General features: G+C 72.6%; 19 protein-coding genes. 7 read left to right on the top strand and 12 right to left on the bottom strand.

What is annotated here, in order from left to right; genetic code table 11:
- Positions 1–35: 35 nt before the first annotated feature.
- On the bottom strand, positions 36–809 hold the full coding sequence (locus ACFOW4_RS17890) for a methyltransferase domain-containing protein (protein ID WP_377529095.1): 774 nt from the start codon (positions 807–809) through the stop codon (positions 36–38).
- A 46-nt stretch (positions 810–855) separates the two neighbouring features.
- Here ACFOW4_RS17890 and ACFOW4_RS17885 point away from each other — a divergent pair, with 46 nt between their 5' ends.
- The 4 genes from ACFOW4_RS17885 to disA all read left to right on the top strand — a co-directional run bounded on the left by ACFOW4_RS17885 (position 856) and on the right by disA (position 5,493).
- Positions 856–1,695 (top strand): UbiA family prenyltransferase, encoded by an 840-nt coding sequence (locus tag ACFOW4_RS17885; protein ID WP_377529094.1) that lies wholly within the window; start codon positions 856–858, stop codon positions 1,693–1,695.
- A 139-nt stretch (positions 1,696–1,834) separates the two neighbouring features.
- On the top strand, positions 1,835–2,629 hold the full coding sequence (locus ACFOW4_RS17880) for a hypothetical protein (protein WP_377529092.1): 795 nt from the start codon (positions 1,835–1,837) through the stop codon (positions 2,627–2,629).
- A gap of 83 nt (positions 2,630–2,712) precedes the next feature.
- Positions 2,713–4,170 carry a DNA repair protein RadA gene (gene radA / locus ACFOW4_RS17875; RefSeq protein WP_377529091.1) on the top strand — a complete coding sequence of 486 codons (1,458 nt, stop codon included), beginning with the start codon at positions 2,713–2,715 and terminating at the stop codon, positions 4,168–4,170.
- Between the two features lie 141 nt (positions 4,171–4,311).
- A complete protein-coding gene (gene disA / locus ACFOW4_RS17870) occupies positions 4,312–5,493 on the top strand; it encodes a DNA integrity scanning diadenylate cyclase DisA (protein WP_377529089.1) in 1,182 nt (393 codons plus the stop codon).
- Between the two features lie 6 nt (positions 5,494–5,499).
- On the opposite strand, the gene ACFOW4_RS17865 is transcribed toward disA, so the two are convergent.
- From ACFOW4_RS17865 to ACFOW4_RS17855, 3 genes are all read right to left on the bottom strand, one after another.
- Complete coding sequence (locus ACFOW4_RS17865; RefSeq protein WP_377529087.1) at positions 5,500–6,219, bottom strand: hypothetical protein; 720 nt, start codon at positions 6,217–6,219, stop codon at positions 5,500–5,502.
- Between the two features lie 118 nt (positions 6,220–6,337).
- Complete coding sequence (locus ACFOW4_RS17860) at positions 6,338–6,934, bottom strand: peptide deformylase (protein ID WP_377529085.1); 597 nt, start codon at positions 6,932–6,934, stop codon at positions 6,338–6,340.
- Positions 6,931–7,443: a glycine cleavage system protein R gene (locus tag ACFOW4_RS17855; RefSeq protein WP_377529084.1), complete on the bottom strand. Its 513-nt coding sequence runs from the start codon at positions 7,441–7,443 to the stop codon at positions 6,931–6,933. The genes ACFOW4_RS17860 and ACFOW4_RS17855 overlap by 4 nt, the downstream gene beginning before the upstream one ends.
- A 96-nt stretch (positions 7,444–7,539) precedes the next feature.
- Here ACFOW4_RS17855 and ACFOW4_RS17850 point away from each other — a divergent pair, with 96 nt between their 5' ends.
- On the top strand, positions 7,540–8,457 hold the full coding sequence (locus ACFOW4_RS17850) for an A/G-specific adenine glycosylase (RefSeq protein ID WP_377529082.1): 918 nt from the start codon (positions 7,540–7,542) through the stop codon (positions 8,455–8,457).
- 112 nt (positions 8,458–8,569) lie between these two features.
- On the opposite strand, the gene ACFOW4_RS17845 is transcribed toward ACFOW4_RS17850, so the two are convergent.
- The 3 genes from ACFOW4_RS17845 to lysS form a co-directional block, all read right to left on the bottom strand.
- Complete coding sequence (locus ACFOW4_RS17845; protein WP_377529080.1) at positions 8,570–11,110, bottom strand: ATP-dependent Clp protease ATP-binding subunit; 2,541 nt, start codon at positions 11,108–11,110, stop codon at positions 8,570–8,572.
- 533 nt (positions 11,111–11,643) lie between these two features.
- Positions 11,644–11,988, bottom strand: a complete 345-nt coding sequence (locus ACFOW4_RS17840) for an Lsr2 family protein (protein ID WP_377529078.1) — start codon at positions 11,986–11,988, stop codon at positions 11,644–11,646.
- 111 nt (positions 11,989–12,099) lie between these two features.
- On the bottom strand, positions 12,100–13,608 hold the full coding sequence (gene lysS, locus ACFOW4_RS17835; protein WP_377529076.1) for a lysine--tRNA ligase: 1,509 nt from the start codon (positions 13,606–13,608) through the stop codon (positions 12,100–12,102).
- A 92-nt stretch (positions 13,609–13,700) separates the two neighbouring features.
- On the opposite strand from lysS, the gene ACFOW4_RS17830 reads away from it, so the two are divergent.
- Positions 13,701–14,441: a class I SAM-dependent methyltransferase gene (locus ACFOW4_RS17830; RefSeq protein ID WP_377529074.1), complete on the top strand. Its 741-nt coding sequence runs from the start codon at positions 13,701–13,703 to the stop codon at positions 14,439–14,441.
- Positions 14,442–14,458: 17 nt separating this feature from the next.
- Here ACFOW4_RS17830 and ACFOW4_RS17825 read toward each other — a convergent pair whose 3' ends face one another.
- Positions 14,459–15,217 (bottom strand): type III pantothenate kinase, encoded by a 759-nt coding sequence (locus ACFOW4_RS17825; protein WP_377529071.1) that lies wholly within the window; start codon positions 15,215–15,217, stop codon positions 14,459–14,461.
- A gap of 118 nt (positions 15,218–15,335) precedes the next feature.
- Here ACFOW4_RS17825 and ACFOW4_RS17820 point away from each other — a divergent pair, with 118 nt between their 5' ends.
- Complete coding sequence (locus ACFOW4_RS17820; RefSeq protein ID WP_377529070.1) at positions 15,336–16,427, top strand: hypothetical protein; 1,092 nt, start codon at positions 15,336–15,338, stop codon at positions 16,425–16,427.
- A 36-nt stretch (positions 16,428–16,463) separates the two neighbouring features.
- Here ACFOW4_RS17820 and nadC read toward each other — a convergent pair whose 3' ends face one another.
- The 4 genes from nadC to panD all read right to left on the bottom strand — a co-directional run bounded on the left by nadC (position 16,464) and on the right by panD (position 20,578).
- Positions 16,464–17,360: a carboxylating nicotinate-nucleotide diphosphorylase gene (gene nadC, locus ACFOW4_RS17815; protein ID WP_377529068.1), complete on the bottom strand. Its 897-nt coding sequence runs from the start codon at positions 17,358–17,360 to the stop codon at positions 16,464–16,466.
- On the bottom strand, positions 17,357–19,051 hold the full coding sequence (locus ACFOW4_RS17810; protein ID WP_377529066.1) for an L-aspartate oxidase: 1,695 nt from the start codon (positions 19,049–19,051) through the stop codon (positions 17,357–17,359). Before ACFOW4_RS17810 ends, nadC begins: the two co-directional genes overlap by 4 nt.
- A gap of 108 nt (positions 19,052–19,159) precedes the next feature.
- Complete coding sequence (locus ACFOW4_RS17805) at positions 19,160–20,053, bottom strand: septum formation family protein (protein ID WP_377529063.1); 894 nt, start codon at positions 20,051–20,053, stop codon at positions 19,160–19,162.
- A gap of 96 nt (positions 20,054–20,149) precedes the next feature.
- Positions 20,150–20,578, bottom strand: coding sequence for an aspartate 1-decarboxylase (panD, locus tag ACFOW4_RS17800; RefSeq protein ID WP_377529061.1), 429 nt, complete (start codon positions 20,576–20,578; stop codon positions 20,150–20,152).
- Positions 20,579–20,616 lie beyond the last annotated feature (38 nt).

Here is a 20,616-nt window from a genome sequence, read left to right as displayed (position 1 = left end):
CCTTCTCGGCGTCCCTTACCCCGCCCCCGGCCCCACTATCCGCTTCGGACCCCCCGACCCTGGTACAACACGGCGGTGGAGCGGGTCGGCACGATGCGCGGCGCACGGCCGGCGGGCACCACACCGGGGCTACCGGCCGCGCGGGCCCGGCGCACCAACCAGCGGACCAGGCCGCCGACCTCGGGCCGGATGCCCCGCAGCCGCAGCCGGACACCGTGCCGGGCGCACTCGGCCACCAGCGCCCGGGCGTCCACGAACAACCGTGGATCGTGGATGCCGCGCGGCACGGTAGGCAGCCGCTCCGCGATCCGGACCGCCAACAGCCGGGCCAGCGCCGTGTCGTTCAGGGTGTCCAGCACCAGCAGGCCGCCCGGACGCAGCAGCCGGCACGCCTCGGCCACCGCCTGCCGCCAGTCCGGTACGTGTTCCAGCAGCTCGCCGGCGGAGACCACGTCGGCGCAACCGGTGGCGAGCGGAACCGCGGTGACGTCGGCCTGGACCACGGTCACCCCGTGGCCGGCGGCCTGCACCAGTGCCGAGCGGGTCAGGTCCACCCCGACGTGCCGGTAGCCCTTGCCGGCCAGGTGCGGCGCGAGCAGCCCGGCGCCGCAGCCCAGATCGACCAGGAGCGCGTCGGGCCGGGTCGCCGGTGGCACCAGGGCCGCTCGCGCCTCGGCCAGCCAGTGCAGCATCGCGAACGCGCCGTCCGGCCGCCACCACTCGCCGGCCAGATCGTCGTACTGGCGCGGATCGTTGCGCGGCAGCACCCGGGGGCCGGTGGACGTCGCGGCCCCAGCCACGTCTCGCATGGCACCGAGCGTGGCACGACTGCTCGGTAACGACCAGACTTCCCTTATGTCGTCGAGGGTGTTAGGGCTGGTCAGGGCGAGCCATCCGGAACCGGCCGCGGCGGTGACCACGGTGGCCGGTCTGCTGGCCTGGGGCGTCGGGCACCGGCCGTCGGGCGTCGCCTCGGTCGTGCTGGCCGTGCTGGCCAGCCAACTCGCCGTGGGCTGGACCAACGACGCGCTGGACGCCGACCGGGATGTCACGGTGGGGCGTACCGACAAGCCGGTCGCCGCCGGCGCGGTCGGCCGGCGGACGGTGGCCTGGGGCGCGGCGGTGGCCGCGGTGGCCTGCCCGCTGCTGGCGCTGACCACGAACCCCGTCGCGGCGTTCTGGCTCACCGTCGCCCTGGTCTCCGCGCTGCTCTACGACTGGCCGCTCAAGGCCACTCCGCTCTCGGTGCTGCCGTACGCCGTCTCGTTCGGGGCGCTGCCCGCCTTCGTGGTGCTGGCGCTGCCCGGCCAGCCGACCCCGCCGGCCTGGCTGGTGCTCGCCGGTGCCTGCCTCGGCGCCGGCGCCCACTTCGCCAACGTGCTGCCCGACCTCGACGACGACGCCCGCACAGGGGTGCGCGGTCTGCCGCACCGGCTCGGCGCGGCCGGCAGTCGGGCCGCTGCCGCCGGGCTGCTGCTCACGGCGACCGCGGTGCTGGTCCTCGGTCCGCCCGGGCCGCCGTCAGCCGTGGGGCTGGCGGCGGTCACCACCGCCGCCGTGGTGCCACCGCTGAGCTGGTACGGCGGACGCGCGGCGGTCCGGGCCGGCCGACGCCCGGTCGCCGCCTTCCGGGCGATGATGCTGGTGGCCCTCATCGACGTGGTCCTGCTGGTGGCGAGCGGTCGGGTGGTCTGACGGCCCCCGGGACGGGTGGCATTACCGGGTCGGCGTGCGGGCCTCGATCAGCCCCAACTACCCTGGAGCGCGGTCTGCGCGGGTATGGCCACCGTGCCCGGCGAGCGGCCGGGTGGGGATCGTGACGAGGAGGACCGACGTGACGCGCTCGATCAGGGGTTCCCGGCGGGTGGCCCTGTTGCTGTCCGGGATGGCGGCGGCCACGAGCCTGCTGGCGTCCGGGTGCGGCGCCGGCCAGATCGCCGAGACCGCCAACAAGGAGCCGTCGGTCCAGGGCGTCAACCTGTCCGCGGGCAACAACAACTACTCGGTGCGCGGTCTGCTGGTCGAGTACCCGGGCACCGAGGGCTACAAGGCCGGCCAGGACGCCATCCTCAACGCCGTGATCTACAACGACTCGAAGAGCACCGTGACCGTCACGGTCACCACGCAGAGCGCTCGCGAGGTCGTGATCGGCAGCGGCCCGCTGAGCCCGTCGGCGTCCACGTCCGAGTCGCCCTCCGCCAGCCCGTCCGAGTCCGCCTCGGCCAGCCCGTCGACGTCCGAGTCGCGCTCGGCCAGCCCGTCGGCCACCCCGTCCGAGACCGGGTCGTCGTCGGCCACGCCGTCCGCGCCGGAATCGGCCCGCGCGTCCGGTTCGGCCAGCCCCTCGACCCCGGGTCAGCCGGCCCGGATCGAGCTGGCGCCGCAGAGCTACATCCAGCTGAACACCGAGGCCCCGCAGCAGCTGCGGCTGATCGGGCTGACCGAGGCGCTGCGCTCCGGCCAGAACGTCTTCGTGACCTTCGACTTCGGCAACGGCAACACCGTCACCGGACCCGCGCCGATCGCGGTGCCGCTCACCCCGGCGCCCCGCAGCTCTCCGATCGTCGAGCGGGAGGGCGGCTACGGCGACGAGGGCGGCACCGAGGGCGGCACCGGCCACGGCGGCTGACCCACCAGAGCATCGACGACACCCCGGCGTGGCAACCACCACGCCGGGGTGTTTTCGTCGTACGCGAGGGCTAGCGTCCTGATGTGACCACTCCCCGATCGACCACTCCGCGCGCCGGCGCGGGCGGCGGCACCCGCGGTCGGTCCGCCGCGCGCGAGCCGCGCCCGGCCTACGAGTGCGACGCCTGTGGCCACCAGCCACCCAAGTGGGTCGGGCGCTGCCCGGAGTGCGGCGAGTGGGGCTCGGTGATCGAGTCCACCGTGACCGGCCCGACCGTCTCCGGTCGGGTTGTCAGCTCCCGGTTGCCCGCCGAGCCGGCCCGGCCGATCGCCACCATCAGCGCCGCCCCCGCCCGCGCCCGGCCCACCGGCGTCAGCGAGCTCGACCGGGTGCTCGGCGGCGGCCTGGTTCCCGGCGCGGTGGTGCTGCTCGCCGGCGAGCCCGGGGTGGGCAAGTCCACGCTGCTTCTCGACGTGGCGCAGCAGTGGGCGGTCGGCGCCGGCAGCCCGTCGCTCGTCGTCAGCGGCGAGGAGTCGGTCAGCCAGGTCCGGCTGCGCGCCGAGCGGATGGGCACCCTGCACGACCAGCTCTACCTCGCCGCCGAGAGCGACCTCGGGGCCGTGCTCGGCCACCTCGACGCGGTCAAGCCGGGCCTGCTGGTGCTCGACTCGGTGCAGACCATCTCCACCACCGGCACCGAGGGGGTGCCCGGCGGGGTGACGCAGGTCCGGGCGGTGACCGCCGCGCTGGTCGCCGTCGCCAAGGAGCGTGGCATCGCCACCGTGCTGGTCGGTCACGTCACCAAGGACGGCCAGGTGGCCGGCCCCCGGGTGCTGGAGCACCTGGTCGACGTGGTCCTGCACTTCGAGGGCGACAAGCACTCGTCGCTGCGGCTGGTGCGCGGGGTCAAGAACCGGTTCGGCGCGGCCGACGAGGTCGGCTGCTTCGAGATGCACGAGGGCGGCATCAGCAGCCTCGCCGATCCGTCCGGGCTGTTCCTGACCCGCTACTCCGAGCCGGTGCCGGGCACCTGCGTGACGGTGGCGATGGAGGGGCGGCGTGCCCTCGTCACCGAGGTGCAGGCGCTGATCGGCGCCACGGTGGCCGGGTCACCCCGGCGTACCGTCTCGGGGCTCGACTCGGCCCGCCTGGCGATGGTGCTGGCGGTGCTGCAGCGCCGCACCGAGCGGTTGACCCTGCACGACCGGGAGGTCTTCGCGGCCACGGTCGGCGGCATCCGGGTGGTCGAGCCGGCAGCCGACCTGGCGGTCGCGCTGGCGGTGGCGTCCGGCGGGCTCAACCTGGCCATCGCGCCGCACCTGGTGGCGATCGGCGAGGTGGGGTTGACCGGTGAGGTCCGCCGGGTCGGGGCGGTGCCACGCCGGCTGGCCGAGGCGGCCCGGCTGGGCTTCAAGGTGGCCCTCGTGCCCTCCGGCTGTGGCCCGGCCAGCACCGGGGCGGGTCCGGAGCAGATACGCGTGATCGAGGTCACCGACGTCCGGTCGGCGCTGCATCATGCCGCTCGTGCGTCCGCCGAGTGACCGACCGTCCCGGCCGGACGGCACCACGGGGGCGATACCGGACAGCACACCGCAGCTGGCGAGCGCCTCGGAAGGCGACATCGTGACACATCACAGTAACCACGACAGCACCCACCGCACGGCAGTCCGTAGACTGTGCCCGTGCCGATCGACCGCGATACCACCAAGCCTGCCGGCGCGCCGCCCCACGCCCGCACCGGTGGCGTGGGCTCGCCCACCCGCCCGATCAGCGTGAGCGTCGCCGCAGGCCCCGGCGGCGCCGGGGACCCGCTCCGGGCCAATCTCGCCCTGATGGCGCCCGGCACCGCGCTCCGCGACGGGTTGGAGCGGATCCTGCGTGGCCGCACCGGCGCGCTCATCGTGCTCGGCTACGACAAGGTGGTCGAGGGGCTGTGCACCGGCGGCTTCCCGCTCGACGTGGAGTTCTCCGCGACCCGGGTGCGCGAGCTGTGCAAGATGGACGGCGCCGTGGTGCTCTCCAGCGACGGCACCCGCATCGTCCGGGCGGCCGTGCACCTGATGCCCGACCCGTCCATCCCGACGGAGGAGTCCGGCACCCGGCACCGCACGGCGGAGCGGGTGGCCCGGCAGACCGGCTACCCGGTCATCTCCGTGAGCCAGTCGATGAGGATCATCAGCCTCTACGTCAATGGCCAGCGGCACGTGCTGGACGACTCGGCCGCGATCCTCTCCCGGGCCAACCAGGCGTTGGCCACCCTCGAGCGGTACAAGCTGCGGCTGGACGAGGTCTCCGGCACGCTCTCCGCGCTGGAGATCGAGGACCTGGTCACCGTGCGGGACGCGGTGGCGGTGGTGCAGCGGCTGGAGATGGTCCGCCGGATCGCCGACGAGATCGCCGGCTACGTGGTCGAGCTGGGCACCGACGGTCGCCTGCTCGCCCTCCAGCTCGACGAGCTGATGGCGGGCGTGGACGCCGACCGGACGCTGGTCATCCGGGACTACCTCCCGGTCGGCCGCAAGTCGCGCACCCTGGACGAGGCGCTGGTCGAGCTGGACCTCCTCGGCGCCACCGAGCTGATCGACCTGGTCTCGGTGGCCAAGGCGATCGGCTACCCGGCCGCGTCCGACGCGCTGGACGCGGCGGTCAGCCCGCGGGGCTTCCGGCTGCTGGCCAAGGTGCCCCGGCTCCCGGTGGCCGTGGTCGACCGGCTGGTGGTGCACTTCGGCAGCCTTCAGCGGCTGCTCGGCGCGACCGTCGAGGACCTGCAGGCCGTCGAGGGGGTCGGCGACGCCCGGGCCCGCGGGGTCCGGGAGGGGCTTTCCCGCCTCGCCGAGGCGTCCATCCTAGAGCGGTACGTCTGATCCGGCTCAGCCGGTGACGGTGAGCTTCACCGGCTCGCTCAGCTTGGTGCCGACCCGGGCGAAGACCTGGTACGTGCCCGCGGGCGCGAACGGCCCGGCGGCGAGGCCGTTGCCGTCGCACCGGCTGGTGTCGCGCCCGTTCCAGCCGATCTGGTAGGAGCGCACGAAGCCCGGGGTGAAGGTCTGCACGTCCGAGCCCTTGACCTTGCCGCAGGTGTCGGAGGACCAGATCTTCTCGGCGCCGGACTTGATGAACAGTTCCTGCAGGTCGGCGCCTACGTCGCGGCTGCACGTCCGGTTCGACGTATTTTTGATCTTGAGGCTGAGATCGGCCACTCCACCGCGGGGCACCGAGGCGGGTGCCGCCACGGGGACCACACTGATCTCCGCGTTGGTGCAGGTGCCGTCGTCCACCGGTCCGCCGGCCGCGGCCGGGGGCACGACGTTGCTGGTCGTCTCGGGACTGGGATCGGTCGCCCCGGCACCGGCGGGCGGCGAGGCCGCCCCACCGGTCTGCGGGGTGAGCACCGACCCGGTGGGGCTCGGACCGGCGGCCGACGTGGGCGTCGCCGACGGCGTCGTGCCCGCCTGCGGCCGGCCGCCCGAGCGGCCTGAACCGGTGCAGGAATAGAGCAGGACAATCAGGAACAGAAGCCCCGCTCCGAGTACGACGGCGCGACGCCGCCAGTACACGGTGGGGGGCAGGGGGCCGACCGTCAGACGCATGATGCCCCCCACCGTAGCGGCGCACTCCCACCAGCTCCGCGCGACGCGCCGGAACACCGGCCACCACGGCCGATCGGATCTCCACTGAGGACGGTGGACGGCACCGCCCCACCGTCGCTCAGAGATAGACCTTGCGCTGGTAGACGGCGTGCGCCCCGGCCACCCGGTCCAGGAAGAGCAACCCGGCGCAGTGGTCGATCTCGTGCTGCAACGCCCGCGCCTCGAACCCGTCGGTCACCAGCCGGACCGGCTCGCCGCTGCCCGGCAGGTCACCCTCCACCACCAGCCGGCTGGCGCGCTTGACGTCCCCGGTCAGGTCGGGCACCGACATGCACCCCTCCCGGCCCGCCTTCCACCGGCTCGCCTCGACCACCCGCGCGTTGCACAGCACGAAGGTGCCGTGCACGGTCACCGCCTTCGGGTGCCCCGTCACGTCGACGGCGAAGACCCGGGCACCCACCCCGATCTGCGGGGCGGCCAGGCCCACGCAACCCGGCGAGATCCGCATGGTGGCCACCAGGTCGGCGGCGAGGCGTACCGTCTCCGCGGCGGTGGGGTCGACGTCGCCGCCGGCCCGGCTGAGCACCGGATGCGGGGCCGCCACCACCTGCCGCACCTCGCCCGGCGCCGCCAACGCCTCCGGCGTCCAGTCACCCAGGCCCACGTACTCCGCGACGTCCCGGCCGCTCTCCGGCCCGTTCACCCCGCCGGTCACAGCAGATCCGGGTCCGCCGGCCGGAGGGTGACCTCGACGCCCAGCTCCGCGGCCGTACGCTGCAGCCGTTCGGTCAGCGCGTCGGCGACACCGGGCGGCAGCTCCACCTCGGCCAGCACCACGTAGAGCGAGCCGGCCAGCCGGGTGCTCAGGTCGGTGACGTTACCGCCGGCGTCGACCAGCACCCGGGTCATCGCCGCCACGATGCCCATCCGGTCCGAGCCGTGCACCGCCATCACGTACGGTTCGCCCGCCGGCGCGACCTCGCCGTCCGGGGTGACCGCGCGTACCGTCGCCAGCAGCTGGCCCTCGGCACAGAGCGGCGCGAGCGCGGCCTCGACGTCGGCGGCGGCCGGCCCGGTGCAGATGAGGGTCATCGCGAAGTGCCCCCGCAGCCGGGTCATGGTGCTGTCGGTGAGGTTCGCGCCCAACCGGGCCAGCACCTCGGCGACGTCGGCCACGATGCCCGGCCGGTCCCGGCCGATGACGGTGATCGCGAGCTCGTTCATTCGGGCATTCTGCCCGATCCGCCGGGTACGCCGGCGCCGCCCCGCCCAGGCCGCCCATCCAGCGGGAACGCGCGCCGTGACATCATCGACGGCGCGATGACTCAACCCGATTTCGCCACCCTGGTCAGCCGGTGGTACGAGGAGAACGCCCGCGACCTGCCCTGGCGGGAGCCCGGCGTCAGCCCCTGGGCCATCCTGGTCAGCGAGGTCATGCTCCAGCAGACGCCGGTGGTCCGCGTCGTACCGGCCTGGCAGGCGTGGCTCGCCCGCTGGCCCGACCCGGCCGCGCTGGCCGCGGACAGCCCGGCAGAGGCGATCCGGATGTGGGGACGGCTCGGCTACCCCCGCCGGGCGGTGCGGCTGCGCGACTGCGCGGTGGCCATCGTGGACCGGCACGGCGGCGCGGTGCCGGACCGGCTGGACCAGTTGCTGGCGTTGCCCGGGGTCGGCACGTACACGGCCCGGGCGGTCGCCGCGTTCGCCTACGGCCAACGACACCCGGTGGTCGACACCAATGTGCGCCGGGTGGTCAGCCGGGCGGTGGCCGGCGAGCCGGACGCCGGACCGGTCACCCGGCCGGCCGACCTGGTCGCCACCGAGGAGCTGCTGCCGGCCGAGCCGGCCGCCGCCGCGCTGGCCAGTGCGGCGTTCATGGAACTGGGCGCGGTGGTCTGCACGGCCCGCTCACCGCGCTGCACCGCCTGCCCGGTCGAGTCGGTCTGCGCCTGGCGGGCCTCCGGGCAGGAGGCGCCGGCCGGGCCGACCCGCCGACCGCAGCGGTACGCGGGCACCGACCGGCAGGTTCGCGGCCTGCTCCTGGCCGTCCTGCGAGAGTCGACCGGACCGGTGCCGCACCAGCGGCTGGACCAGGTGTGGGTGGACGACGTGCAGCGCGCCCGCGCCCTGTCCGGGCTGGTCACCGACGGCCTGGTGGAGCCGGTCGGCGAGGCGTCCTTCCGGCTGGTCGGCGACGGCCCACCGGTGCCGCTCACCGGCCTCGGAACGACCGCCTGACGCGGCGCGGCGCGACCGGCTTCAGCAGCGCGCCACCGCCAGGTGAGACAAGGCGACGGCCCCGGTCGGCTCTCGCCGACCGGGGCCGTCGCCCTGGCACAGTTGTCCGGCGTTACGCCGCCGTGTCGTCCGCCCCCGTGGCGGCCGTGCCGCCCAGGTCGGCCGGGACGGCGTCCGGAACCTCCACCGGCTTGTCCGCTCCACGGAACACGAGCTTGGACTTGTCGATGTCGTTCGGGTCGCCCTCGCAGTCCACCACCACGATCTGACCCGGGGTCAGCTCGTTGAACAGGATCCGCTCGGAGAGGTTGTCCTCGATGTCGCGCTGAATCGTGCGACGCAGCGGACGGGCACCGAGCACCGGGTCGAAGCCCTTCGCGGCCAGGTACTTCTTGGCGTTGTCGGTCAGCTCCAGACCCATGTCCTTGTTGCGCAGCTGGCCCTCGATCCGCTGGATCATGATGTCCACGATCGAGAGGATCTCGTTCTGACGCAGCTGGTGGAAGACGATGGTGTCGTCGATCCGGTTGAGGAACTCAGGCCGGAAGTGCTGCTTGAGCTCGTCGTTGACCTTCTGCTTCATCCGGTCGTAGGTCGACTCGGAGTCCTCCGACTGCTGGAAGCCCAGCGACACCGCCTTGGCGACATCGCGGGTGCCCAGGTTGGTGGTCAGGATGATGACCGTGTTCTTGAAGTCCACGATCCGACCCTGGCCGTCGGTGAGTCGACCGTCCTCGAGGATCTGCAGGAGCGTGTTGAACACGTCCGGGTGGGCCTTCTCGATCTCGTCGAAGAGGACCACCGAGAACGGCCGACGGCGGACCTTCTCGGTCAGCTGGCCACCCTCGTCGTAGCCGACGTAGCCGGGAGGGGCACCCACCAGCCGGGAGACCGTGTAGCGGTCGTGGAACTCGGACATGTCCAGCTGGATGAGGGCGTCCTCGCTGCCGAACAGGAACTCGGCGAGCGCCTTGGACAGCTCGGTCTTACCCACACCCGACGGGCCGGCGAAGATGAACGAGCCCGACGGACGCTTCGGGTCCTTCAGGCCGGCGCGGGTACGCCGGATCGCCTTCGAGACCGCCTTGACCGCGTCCTCCTGGCCGATGACGCGCTTGTGCAGCTCGTCCTCCATGCGCAGCAGGCGCGAGGTCTCCTCCTCGGTCAGCTTGTAGACCGGGATGCCGGTCCAGTTGCCGAGCACCTCGGCGATCTGCTCGTCGTCGACCTCGCTGACGACGTCCAGGTCACCGGCCTTCCACTCCTTCTCCCGCTGCGCCTTCTGGCCAAGGAGCTGCTTCTCCTTGTCGCGCAGCTGGGCGGCGCGCTCGAAGTCCTGCGCGTCGATCGCGGACTCCTTGTCGCGACGCACCTGGGCGATGCGCTCGTCGAAGTCGCGCAGGTCTGGCGGCGCGGTCATCCGACGGATCCGCATCCGGGCACCGGCCTCGTCGATCAGGTCGATCGCCTTGTCCGGCAGGAAGCGGTCGGAGATGTACCGGTCGGCCAGCGTCGCGGCGGCGACGAGGGCGGCGTCGGTGATGGAGACGCGGTGGTGCGCCTCGTAGCGGTCCCGCAGGCCCTTGAGGATCTCGATGGTGTGCGCCAGCGACGGCTCACCCACCTGGATCGGCTGGAAACGACGCTCGAGAGCGGCGTCCTTCTCCAGGTGCTTGCGGTACTCGTCGAGCGTGGTGGCACCGATGGTCTGCAGCTCACCACGGGCCAGCATCGGCTTGAGGATGCTCGCCGCGTCGATCGCGCCCTCGGCGGCACCCGCACCCACCAGGGTGTGGATCTCGTCGATGAACAGGATGATGTCGCCGCGGGTGCGGATCTCCTTGAGCACCTTCTTCAGGCGCTCCTCGAAGTCACCGCGGTAGCGGGAACCGGCGACCAGCGCACCGAGGTCGAGCGTGTAGAGCTGCTTGTCCTTGAGCGTCTCGGGCACCTCGCCCTTGATGATCTTCTGGGACAGCCCCTCCACCACGGCGGTCTTACCGACGCCGGGCTCACCGATCAGGACCGGGTTGTTCTTGGTACGGCGGGAGAGCACCTGCATGACCCGCTCGATTTCCTTCTCGCGCCCGATGACCGGGTCGAGCTTGCCCTCGCGGGCGGCCTGGGTCAGGTTGCGGCCGAACTGGTCCAGCACGAGGCTGGTCGACGGCGCGGCCTCACCCGGCGCGGCGCCTGCCGCGGCCGGCTCCTTGCCCTGGTAGCCGGAGAGCAGCTGGATCACCTGCTGGCGGACCCGGTTGAGGTCCGCACCGAGCTTGACCAGCACCTGGGCGGCGACGCCCTCACCCTCGCGGATCAGACCGAGCAGGATGTGCTCCGTGCCGATGTAGTTGTGGCCGAGCTGCAGCGCCTCGCGCAGGGACAGCTCCAGCACCTTCTTGGCCCGCGGCGTGAACGGGATGTGCCCGCTCGGCGCCTGCTGGCCCTGGCCGATGATCTCCTCGACCTGCTGGCGGACGCCCTCCAGGGAGATGCCGAGGCTCTCCAGGGCCTTTGCCGCGACGCCTTCACCTTCGTGGATCAGGCCCAGCAGGATGTGTTCCGTACCGATGTAGTTGTGGTTGAGCATCCGGGCCTCTTCTTGGGCCAGGACGACAACCCGTCGCGCTCGGTCGGTGAACCGCTCGAACATGCCCTCGTGCTCCTCACGTGCCGTGCGCCTTGATGGTCAAGATCTTGGCGGGGCCGGTGCACGAACGTCCGGGACGGGCGTCCGTGCCTCCTTACTCTATCGTCGCTGACCGACTCAGCTGAGGTCGTGTGTCTCGGGTACGGGTCGGTTCCACGTCGTTTTACACAACCGTCCGCGCTCAGGAGGTGTTCCGGTACCCCTGTCGCTACGCGCAGAGCGAAATCCGACCGGCGCGACGGGAGCCTTCCAGCGGGCCCGGAATGTTCCGGACGACCCCGAAAGGGCGGACCGGCGCCGGCGTCGAGGCCGCGCCCGGTCGTTGGGGGAAGGTTTTCCACAGGCTGTGGATGGTTGCTCCACCGGTTGTGGACAACGCCGCCCGGTGCGGAATCCTTCCCGGGCCCGGGAGCCGCCCCGCACTGGCCCGAGAGCCGCCGGCGGGGCGACGGACCGCCCGGAGCGGATACGGCGACGCCGGCCCGGAGAAATGCTCCGGCCCGGCGTCGATGTCGCCACTGCGAGGTCTGCCCGCCTCAGCGCTTGGCGTGGTACTCGTCGACGATCTCCTGCGGGATACGACCCCGGTCGGAGATGTCCTTGCCGGCCTTCTTGGCCCACTCCCGGATCGCCTTGTTCTGCTCCCGGTCGGCGGTCGCGCCTCCGCGACCACGGGCGGCCCGACCACCGACCACCACGCCGCCGCGGCCGACCTTGGTGCCGGCACCCACGTACGGCGCGAATACGTCGCGCAATTTCGCGGCGTTGGAAGCGGACAGGTCGATCTCGTACTGAACGCCGTCGAGGGCGAACTTGACAGTCTCGTCAGCGTCCCCGCCGTCCAGGTCATCGACCAGCTTGTGAATGATCTGCTTGGCCACGTCCCACATTCCTTTCGAGCAGGGTGCTCCTGCTAACGAGAGCACAATAACCCGCTCGCTGCTCGCCGCGTCAATAGGATGCGGTAGCGACCCGGCACGGCCTGCCGACTACTACTCCGGACGGACCAACGGGAAGAGGATCGTTTCCCGAATTCCGAGGCCGGTCAGCGCCATCAAGAGCCGGTCGATTCCCATTCCCATGCCACCGGCCGGCGGCATTCCGTACTCCATGGCCCGGAGAAAGTCCTCGTCCAGGCGCATGGCCTCGTCGTCGCCGCGGGCGGCGAGCTGCGCCTGCGCCACCAGCCGCTCCCGCTGCACCACCGGGTCGACCAGCTCGGAGTACGCCGTGCCCAGCTCGAATCCGAGCACGTAGAGGTCCCACTTCTCGGCCAGCCCCGGCTCACTGCGGTGGGCCCGGGTGAGCGGGCTGGTCTCCTCCGGGTAGTCGCGGACGAAGGTGGGCGCATCCAGGCCGGGAACCACCAGTTCCTCGAACAGTTCCTCGGCCAACTTGCCCGGGCCCCACTTCGGGTCCACGGCCAATCCCACCTTGTCCGCGTACTCCACCAGACGGGACCGGTCGGTTCGCACGGTGACCTCCTCGCCCAGCGCCTCGGAAAGCACGCCGAACAGGGTCACGGACCGCCACTCGCCACCCAGGTCGAACTCACGTCCGTCCGCGTGGGTCACCACCGTCGAGCCGCTGACCGCGATCGCCGCCTGTTGCACGAGATTGCGGGTCAACTCGGCCATCGTGTCGTAGTCGCCGTACGCCTGGTAGGTCTCCAGCATCGCGAACTCCGGCGAGTGCGATGAGTCGACGCCCTCATTCCGGAAGTTGCGGTTGATCTCGAAGACCCGATCGACACCACCCACGACGGCGCGCTTCAGAAACAGTTCCGGCGCGATTCGCAGATACAGATCCGTGCTCAATGCATTGCTGTGGGTCACGAACGGGCGGGCCGCCGCACCGCCGTGCAGCAGTTGCAGCATCGGCGTCTCCACCTCGATGAACCCCTGCCCGTGCAGCGAATCGCGCAGGCTGCGCACCGCCGCGGCCCGGGTACGGACCATCTGCCGCGCCTGCGGCCGGACGATCAGGTCGACGTAGCGCTGCCGGACCCGGGCCTCCTCGGAGAGCGGCTTGTGCGCCACCGGCAGCGGACGCAGCGCCTTGGCGGTCACCGCCCACTCGTCGGCCAGCACCGACAGCTCACCGCGCCGGCTGGTGATCACCTCGCCGGTCACCCCGACGTGGTCGCCGAGGTCCACCAGGCGCTTCCAGTCCTCCAGCCGCTCCGCGCCGACCCGGTCCAGCGAGAGCATCGCCTGCAACTCGATGCCGTCGCCGTCGCGAAGGGTCGCGAAGCAGAGCTTGCCGGTGTTCCGTACGAAGATCACCCGGCCGGTGACCGAGACCCGGTCGCCGGTGGCGGTGTCGGTGGGCAGTTCGGCGTACCTCGCACGGATCTCGGCCAGCGTGCTGGTCCGGGGAAAACCGACCGGGTACGGCTCGATGCCGTCGGCGAGCATCCGGTCCCGCTTCTCCCGGCGGACCTTCATCTGCTCGGGAAGGTCGTCGGCGGGGTCAACTGGCACGGCGTTCTGCTCGGTCACGGCACGCTTCCTCAACGAAGGAGATTTCGGCGGGGTCAGCCCCCGAGCGTACTCAAGCGCCCAGGTGGCCGTTACCGGATAACCTGCCCGCCATGGCGGATCACACTCAGGCCCTCTCGTTCGGAGCGGCGGCGCCCGACTACGACCGGTTCCGACCCCGCTATCCCAGGCACGCGGTGCGGTGGGCGCTGGACGGCGTCCCGGTCCCGGCCCGGGTTGTCGACCTGGGCGCGGGCACCGGCATCCTCACCCGCGGGGTGCTCGCCCTCGGCCACCAGGTGACCCCGGTGGAGCCCGACCCCGGGATGCGCGCCCAACTGGAGGCCGCCACGCCGGGTGCCACCGCGCTGGCCGGCGGCGCGGAGTCCATCCCGCTGCCCGACGGGACCGCCGACGCGGTCGTGGTGGGGCAGGCGTACCACTGGTTCGACCGGGAGCGGGCGCATCCTGAGATCGCCCGGGTGCTCCGGGCGGGAGGGACGTTCGCCCCGATCTGGAACGTGCGCGACGATCGGGTCGAGTGGGTGGGCGAGCTGGGACGGATCGCCCACCTGGGCGACAACACCTCCAATCTGACCGGGTCGGTGACCGACTTCGGCCCGGACTTCGACGCGGTGGAGCTGGGCGATTTCGAGCACCACACCACGCTCACGCCCGACGAGGTGGTCGGGATGATCCGCACCCGCTCCTACTACTTGACGGCCGATCCGGAGCGCCAGGCGACGGTGGACCGGGAGGTACGCGGCCTGCTCGCGGAGCACCCCGACCTGGCCGGGCGGGAGACGGTCGAGCTGCCGTATCGCACGCTGGTGTTCCGGGCCCGGCGCCGCTGAGAACCCACCCGGCGGCCTCAGTGGTTGCGCTCGTAGACCATCCGCAGGCCGATCAGCGTGATCATCGGCTCGTGGTGGGTGATGGTCCGGCACTCGTTGATCACCAGGGAGGCGAGCCCACCGGTTGCGATCACCGCCCGCACCTCGCCCAGCTCCTCGGACATCCGCTCGACGATCCGGTCCACCTGACCGGCGAAGCCGAAGTACAGGCCGGACTGGAGGCACTCCACGGTGTTCTTGCCGATCACCGAGCGGGGCTTCGTCGCCTCCACCTTGCGCAGCTGGGCGGCGCGGGCGGCGAGCGCGTCGAAGGAGATCTCGATGCCCGGGGCGAACGCCCCGCCGAGGAACTCGCCCCGACCGCTGATCACGTCGAAGTTGGTGGTGGTGCCGAAGTCCACCACGATCGACGGACCGCCGTAGAGGGTGTACGCGGCCAGCGTGTTCACCACCCGGTCGGCGCCCACCTCCTTGGGATTGTCGATCGCCAGCTGCACCCCGGTGCGTACCCCGGGTTCGACGATCACGCTCGGCAGGTCGGCGTAGTACCGCCCCAGCATGGTGCGCAGCGACCGCAGGGCGGCCGGCACCGTGGAGCAGGCGGCCACCCCGGTGATCTCGACGGCGTCCCCCGCGAGCAGACCGCGGAACATCAGACCCAGCTCGTCCGCCGTCGAGCGGGCGTCGGTCTTGATCCGCCAGGAGTGCACCAGCTTGTCGCCGTCGAAGGTCGCCAGCACGGTGTTGGTGTTTCCGATGTCGATGCAGAGCAGCACGCACGCAGCCTAGACAACGACCGTCCGGGCGGGCGCGGACCGGCCCTCGGCCCGTATCCTGGTCGCATCGCGACATGAACATAGGTAAATCCACGGCGCGGCCGGACGGGGAGCGGACATGTCGGGGACGTGGTGGGTGCGGGGTCGCAACACCCTGCGCCGACGTCGACGGCACGTGCTCGTGCTGGTCGCGCTGGCCGGCGGCGCGATCTGGATGATCGTCCAGGCGTGGCACGCGTCCCGCCGGGAGGCCGGCAGCTTCTCCGGCGACCTCTACCTCAACATCGGCGCCGCGCTGATCATGACGCTGCTGACGTACGTGGTGCTCAACCCGCTCTTCCGCGAGCTCCAGACGGTCAGCATCATCGAACACCCCCGACTCGACCGGGACGCCCTGATCGAACGGGTCGCCCAGTGCCGCGAGGTGGTTGCCATCCTGGAGACCTGGACGAGCATGCTGGAGGGCCCGTACGCGGCGCGGTTCGTGGCCGCGCTGCGCGCCGCCCTGGCCAACGGTTCCACCGTCAAGGTGCTGCTGCTCGACCCGGACTCGCCGGCAGTGCGGCTGCGCGGGGAGGAACTGCGCCGACGGGACGCCTCGGTGGCGATCCTCAACAACCTGTGGCACCTGGCCCGGCTCTGCGAGGAACTGCCGGAGTCGGCCCGGGCCCGCCTGCAGGTGCGGGTCTACAGCGCCGCGCCGTCGGTGCAGATGTACCGCTGGGACGGCAAGGCGTTCATCTCGTTCTTCCCGGTGCAGGGCAGCACCTTCGACACGCAGCAGATCGAGGCGTTCATCTCCACCCCGCTGGGCGAGTTCGTGGACGACCGGTTCGCCGAGCTCTGGGAGACCGCCCCGGTGCAGGACCTGGCGGCGTGCCTCACCCTGCGGCTCTGCCTGCGCCAGGCGGGCCGCGACCTGGAAACCTGCGAGGCGCTCTACGTGCGCTCCGACGGCGACTGGTACATCGCCGGCACCGACCTGGTACGCAACGTGGCCCGACACGGGTTGACCGGGCTGACCGTGGTGCTGGACCGGCCGGAGGCGGCCGGCGAGGTCTTCGCCATCGGGGAGGCCGACGAGCTGGCGCCCGAGGTCTACAACCGGGTACTGGAACTCTTCCGGGCGAAGTACGGCCTCGACGGCCGGCAGGACACCGAGAACCGGGTGATCTTCAACCTGGCCGCCACCTCGCTGACCACCGTCTGAGCCCGGCCGGCGGCGCCGCGCCGGCCGGGCCGGCCGTCACTCGGTACGCAGGTCCAGCGCGATGTCCAGGATCGGCGAGGAGTGGGTCAACGCGCCCACCGAGAGGAAGTCGACGCCGGTGGCCGCGTACCGGGCTGCCACCTCCAGGGTGAGCCCGCCGGTCGCCTCCAGCTCCGCCCGGTCCCCGACCGCGGCCACCGTGGCCGCCAGGGTCTCCGGCGTCATGTTGTCGCAGAGCAGGAAGTCCGCGCCGGCCTCCACCGCCTCCACCGCCTCGGCGACCGTGGTCACCTCGACCTGCACCGACACCTCCGGGAACGCCTCCCGGACCCGCTGGTAGGCGGGGGTGATGCCGCCCGCGGCGAGCTTGTGGTTGTCCTTGATCATGGCCACGTCGTAGAGGCCCATCCGCTTGTTGGTGCCACCGCCGGCCCGCACCGCGTACTTCTCCAACGCCCGCAGGCCCGGCGTCGTCTTGCGCGTGTCCAGCACCATCGCCTTCGTGCCGGCCAGCGCGTCCGCCCAGGCCCGGGTGTGGGTGGCCACCCCCGACATCCGGCAGAGCAGGTTGAGGGCGGTCCGCTCGGCGGTGAGCAGCAGCCGGGTCGGCCCCGTCACCGTCGCCAGCACGTCGCCGCGGGCCACCCGCTGGCCGTCGCGGGCCACCACCGACACCTCGGCGGTACGGCCGAAGCCGGTCACCTCGCCCACCAGCTCGAACACCGCGGTGGCGACGGCCAGCCCGGCCACCACGCCGTCGGCCCGGGCCACCAGGTCGGCGGTGTCGGTCTGCTCGGCCGGTATGGTGGCGACGCTTGTGACGTCGAGGAAGTCGGGGCCAAGGTCCTCGACCAGGGCCTCCTCGATCACCCGCCGCACCTGCGCCGGATCCAGGCCGACCTCCCGCAATGCCCGCTGCGTCGACTCCGTCATGCCGTCCCCTCCCACTGGTGCGTCAACCGGCCCTGCGACCCGACCGCGCCGAGCAGGTGGCCGAGCCACCGCTCATCGGCCGTCGGGAAGTCCTCCCGCCAGTGGCAACCCCGGGTCTCCTCGCGGGCGTACGCGGCGGCCACCAGCGCCGACGCCACGGTGAGCAGGTTGGTCGCCTCCCAGTCGGTGGTGCGCGGCCGGCCCCGGGCGGCGCCCAGCTCGGTCAGCGTGCCGGCCGTCTCGGTGAGCGTTGCGGCCGAGCGGAGCACCCCGGCGCCCCGGGTCATCGCCCGTTGCAGCGCCGGTGTCACCTCCGCCGGCAGTACCCAGCCGGCACCGCCGCGCCAGGCGCCGGTGTCGGCCGGACCGGCCTGCTCGGGCAGGCCGGCGGCGATGTCGTCGGCGATCCGCCGGGAGAAGACCAACCCCTCCAGCAGCGAGTTGCTGGCCAGCCGGTTGGCACCGTGCACGCCGGTGCAGGCCACCTCGCCGCAGGCGTACAGCCCGGGGATCGAGGTGCGGCCGCGCAGGTCGGTGCGGACCCCGCCGGAGGCGTAGTGCGCGGCCGGCGCGACCGGGATCAGATCGGTGGCCGGGTCGACGCCGATCGCCAGGCAGGACGCCACGATGGTCGGGAACCGCCCGGCCAGGAAGTCCCCGCCCAGGTGCCGGGCGTCGAGGAAGACGTGGTCCGCGCCGGTGGCCAGCAGCACCCGGTGGATGCCCTTGGCCACCACGTCGCGCGGGGCCAGTTCGGCCAGCTCGTGCTGGCCCACCATGAACCGCTTACCGTCGGCGTCCACCAGGTACGCGCCCTCGCCGCGTAGCGCCTCGGAGACCAGCGGTTGCTGGGCGTGACCGGCACCGGGCACACCGGCGCCCGGCGGGGTGATCAGGGCGGTCGGGTGGAACTGGACGAACTCCACGTCGGTCACCGCCGCACCGGCCCGCATCGCCAGCGCCACGCCGTCGCCGGTCGAGACCGCCGGGTTGGTGGTGGCCGCGAAGACCTGACCCATACCGCCGGTGGCCAGCACCACCGCCCGGGCCAGCAGCGCGCCGACGCCGTCCTCGCTGCCCTCGCCGAGCACGTGCAGGGTGATCCCGCACGCCGGGCCGAGTCCGTCCGGACCGTCGCCGGGCGCCCGGAGCAGATCCAGCACGAGGGCGTGCTCGACCAGCCGGATCCACGGGTCGCGGCGCACCGCCGCGTGCAGTGCCCGCTGCACCTCGGCCCCGGTGGCGTCCCCGCCGGCGTGCACGATGCGGTCCGCCCGGTGCCCGCCCTCGCGGGTCAGCATCAGCGAGCCGTCCGGGTTGCGGTCGAACTCGGCGCCGATCCGCATCAGCTCCCGCAGCCGGGTCGGCCCCTCCTCCACCAGCACCCGGACCGCTGCCGGGTCGCAGAGGCCGACCCCGGCCACCTCCGTGTCGTACGCGTGGGCGGCCGGGGTGTCCGCCGGGTCGAGCACCGCGGCGATGCCGCCCTGCGCCCACCGGGTCGAGCCGTCGTCGATGTTGACCTTGGTGACCACCGTGACGTGCAGGCCCGCCTCGCGCAGGTGCAGCGCGGCGGTCAGCCCGGCCACCCCGGAACCGACCACGATCACGTCGGTGGTCTCCACCCAGCCGGGCGCGGGCGCGGCCAGCAGCTTCGGCAGGGCCGGCAGGTCGACGGTGGGAAGGTCCATCCCCCCAGTCAACCCGAACCTTCCTCGCCCGGGGCGGCGGGGGCAGGACGAGTGGTATGGGCTACGGCGTCCGCCGCCGGCTCTCCCAACCTTGGGCGGCGGCGACGGTCACTTCGTCCGGACCGGCAGACCAGCCGGGCCGGTGCCGCGCAGGGAGGCGGTCACGGTGCGATCGCTGAGCCAGAGGTAGCAGCGGACCCCCCGGTCGCCGACCCGCCACCGCCCCGCGCCCGGCGGGCGGACCACCACCCCACTGCGGAACCGCAGGTCGTTGTCGTCCGGCACACCGACGTACCGGCCGAGGACACCGCGGCAGCCGGTGTAGAGCGGCGCCCAGTCGGCGGCCTTCGACGGGTACGGCCGGTCCGGCGCGCGCCACACCCCGACGAACTCCGCGTCGTGCCGGCTGCCGCACTCCACCGGTGTGAGCGTACGCACGCCCCCGGCGCCACCCCCGGTCTGCTGGCACCCCAACCGCAGGGTGGACGGCCCCTTCAGCGCGTCCCGCAGGCTGCCCGATCGGAGCACCACGGTAGCCGCCGCCTCGACCGTGGTCAGTTCGCTGACGTCGCACCGGTACCAGCGGGAACCCGCCGCCCAGCCCGGCGCGGAGGGCAGCGCCACCGACAGCCGCAGCCGGCCGGCCCGCCAGTCGTCGCCCACGAATCCGCTGGCCCGGGTGTCGCACTCGGTGAACGCGCCGCGTAGCTCCGGCGAACCATCGGCCGGGGCGGCCGCCCGCTCGGCCGGGAACGCCCCCACGTGCACGGTCTCCACCCGGTGCGGGCCGGCACAGTCCATGGGCTGATAGCTGGCCAGGGTGACCACGTCGCTGAAGTCGGCGACCTGGCACACCCCCGCCGCCGGGGTGAAAGCGGCGGCCGGCGGCAGGGCCGCCCAGTCGTCGGTCAGCTCACCGTCCAGGCCACCGGCACCCGCGCAGCCGACCAGGACGACTGCCGTCACGGCAGCGGCGAGCAGGGTCGTCATCGCGCGGCGCATCGCGGCCTCCCCCAGCCACCGACCAGCTTCCGACGGCGTGACCAGAGTAACCGGAAATGACCTTTCGGTGACAGACCGGAATCGCGTTCGGCGGGATCAGCCCACCGGTACGGCCAGCGGGCTCGGCACCGGGCCGCCCGCGGTACCGGGCGCCGCGGCAGTCGGGTCGGTGCCCAGCTCGACCACCCGGTTGTCGGCGTCCACGTGCACCACCCGCGGCCGGTACGCACGGGCCTCGGCGTCGTCCATCTGCCCGTATGAGATCAGGATGACCAGGTCTCCGGGGTGCACGAGGTGCGCCGCGGCGCCGTTGATGCCGATCACGCCGCTGCCCCGCTGGCCCGGGATCACGTACGTCTCCAGCCGGGCGCCGTTGGTGATGTCCACGATCGCCACCTGCTCGCCGGGGATCAGGTCGGCGGCGTCGAGCAGGTCCTCGTCCACCGTCACCGAGCCGACGTAGTGCAGGTCGGCCTGGGTCACCGTGGCCCGGTGGATCTTCGACTTGAGCATGGTCCGCAGCATCGGGGTGGCCTTTCGCGCGAGTGGTGGAGGAGAGCGGC

The organism is Micromonospora sp. GCM10011542 (assembly GCF_042650685.1).
Taxonomy (GTDB): domain Bacteria; phylum Actinomycetota; class Actinomycetes; order Mycobacteriales; family Micromonosporaceae; genus Micromonospora.
This window is presented reverse-complemented; position numbering and strand designations above follow the sequence as displayed.

Bases quoted from the DNA above. Each gene is read 5' to 3' on its own strand.
- nadC (WP_377529068.1), bottom strand. From the start codon at position 17,360: ATGACGGAGTCGACGCAGCGGGCATTGCGGGAGGTCGGCCTGGATCCG.
- ACFOW4_RS17865 (WP_377529087.1), bottom strand. From the start codon at position 6,219: ATGCGTCTGACGGTCGGCCCCCTGCCCCCCACCGTGTACTGGCGGCGT.
- ACFOW4_RS17850 (WP_377529082.1), top strand. From the start codon at position 7,540: ATGACTCAACCCGATTTCGCCACCCTGGTCAGCCGGTGGTACGAGGAG.
- ACFOW4_RS17830 (WP_377529074.1), top strand. From the start codon at position 13,701: ATGGCGGATCACACTCAGGCCCTCTCGTTCGGAGCGGCGGCGCCCGAC.
- ACFOW4_RS17855 (WP_377529084.1), bottom strand. From the start codon at position 7,443: ATGAACGAGCTCGCGATCACCGTCATCGGCCGGGACCGGCCGGGCATC.
- ACFOW4_RS17885 (WP_377529094.1), top strand. From the start codon at position 856: ATGTCGTCGAGGGTGTTAGGGCTGGTCAGGGCGAGCCATCCGGAACCG.
- ACFOW4_RS17805 (WP_377529063.1), bottom strand. From the start codon at position 20,053: ATGCGCCGCGCGATGACGACCCTGCTCGCCGCTGCCGTGACGGCAGTC.
- ACFOW4_RS17820 (WP_377529070.1), top strand. From the start codon at position 15,336: ATGTCGGGGACGTGGTGGGTGCGGGGTCGCAACACCCTGCGCCGACGT.
- ACFOW4_RS17845 (WP_377529080.1), bottom strand. From the start codon at position 11,110: ATGTTCGAGCGGTTCACCGACCGAGCGCGACGGGTTGTCGTCCTGGCC.
- panD (WP_377529061.1), bottom strand. From the start codon at position 20,578: ATGCTGCGGACCATGCTCAAGTCGAAGATCCACCGGGCCACGGTGACC.
- ACFOW4_RS17890 (WP_377529095.1), bottom strand. From the start codon at position 809: ATGCGAGACGTGGCTGGGGCCGCGACGTCCACCGGCCCCCGGGTGCTG.
- ACFOW4_RS17810 (WP_377529066.1), bottom strand. From the start codon at position 19,051: ATGGACCTTCCCACCGTCGACCTGCCGGCCCTGCCGAAGCTGCTGGCC.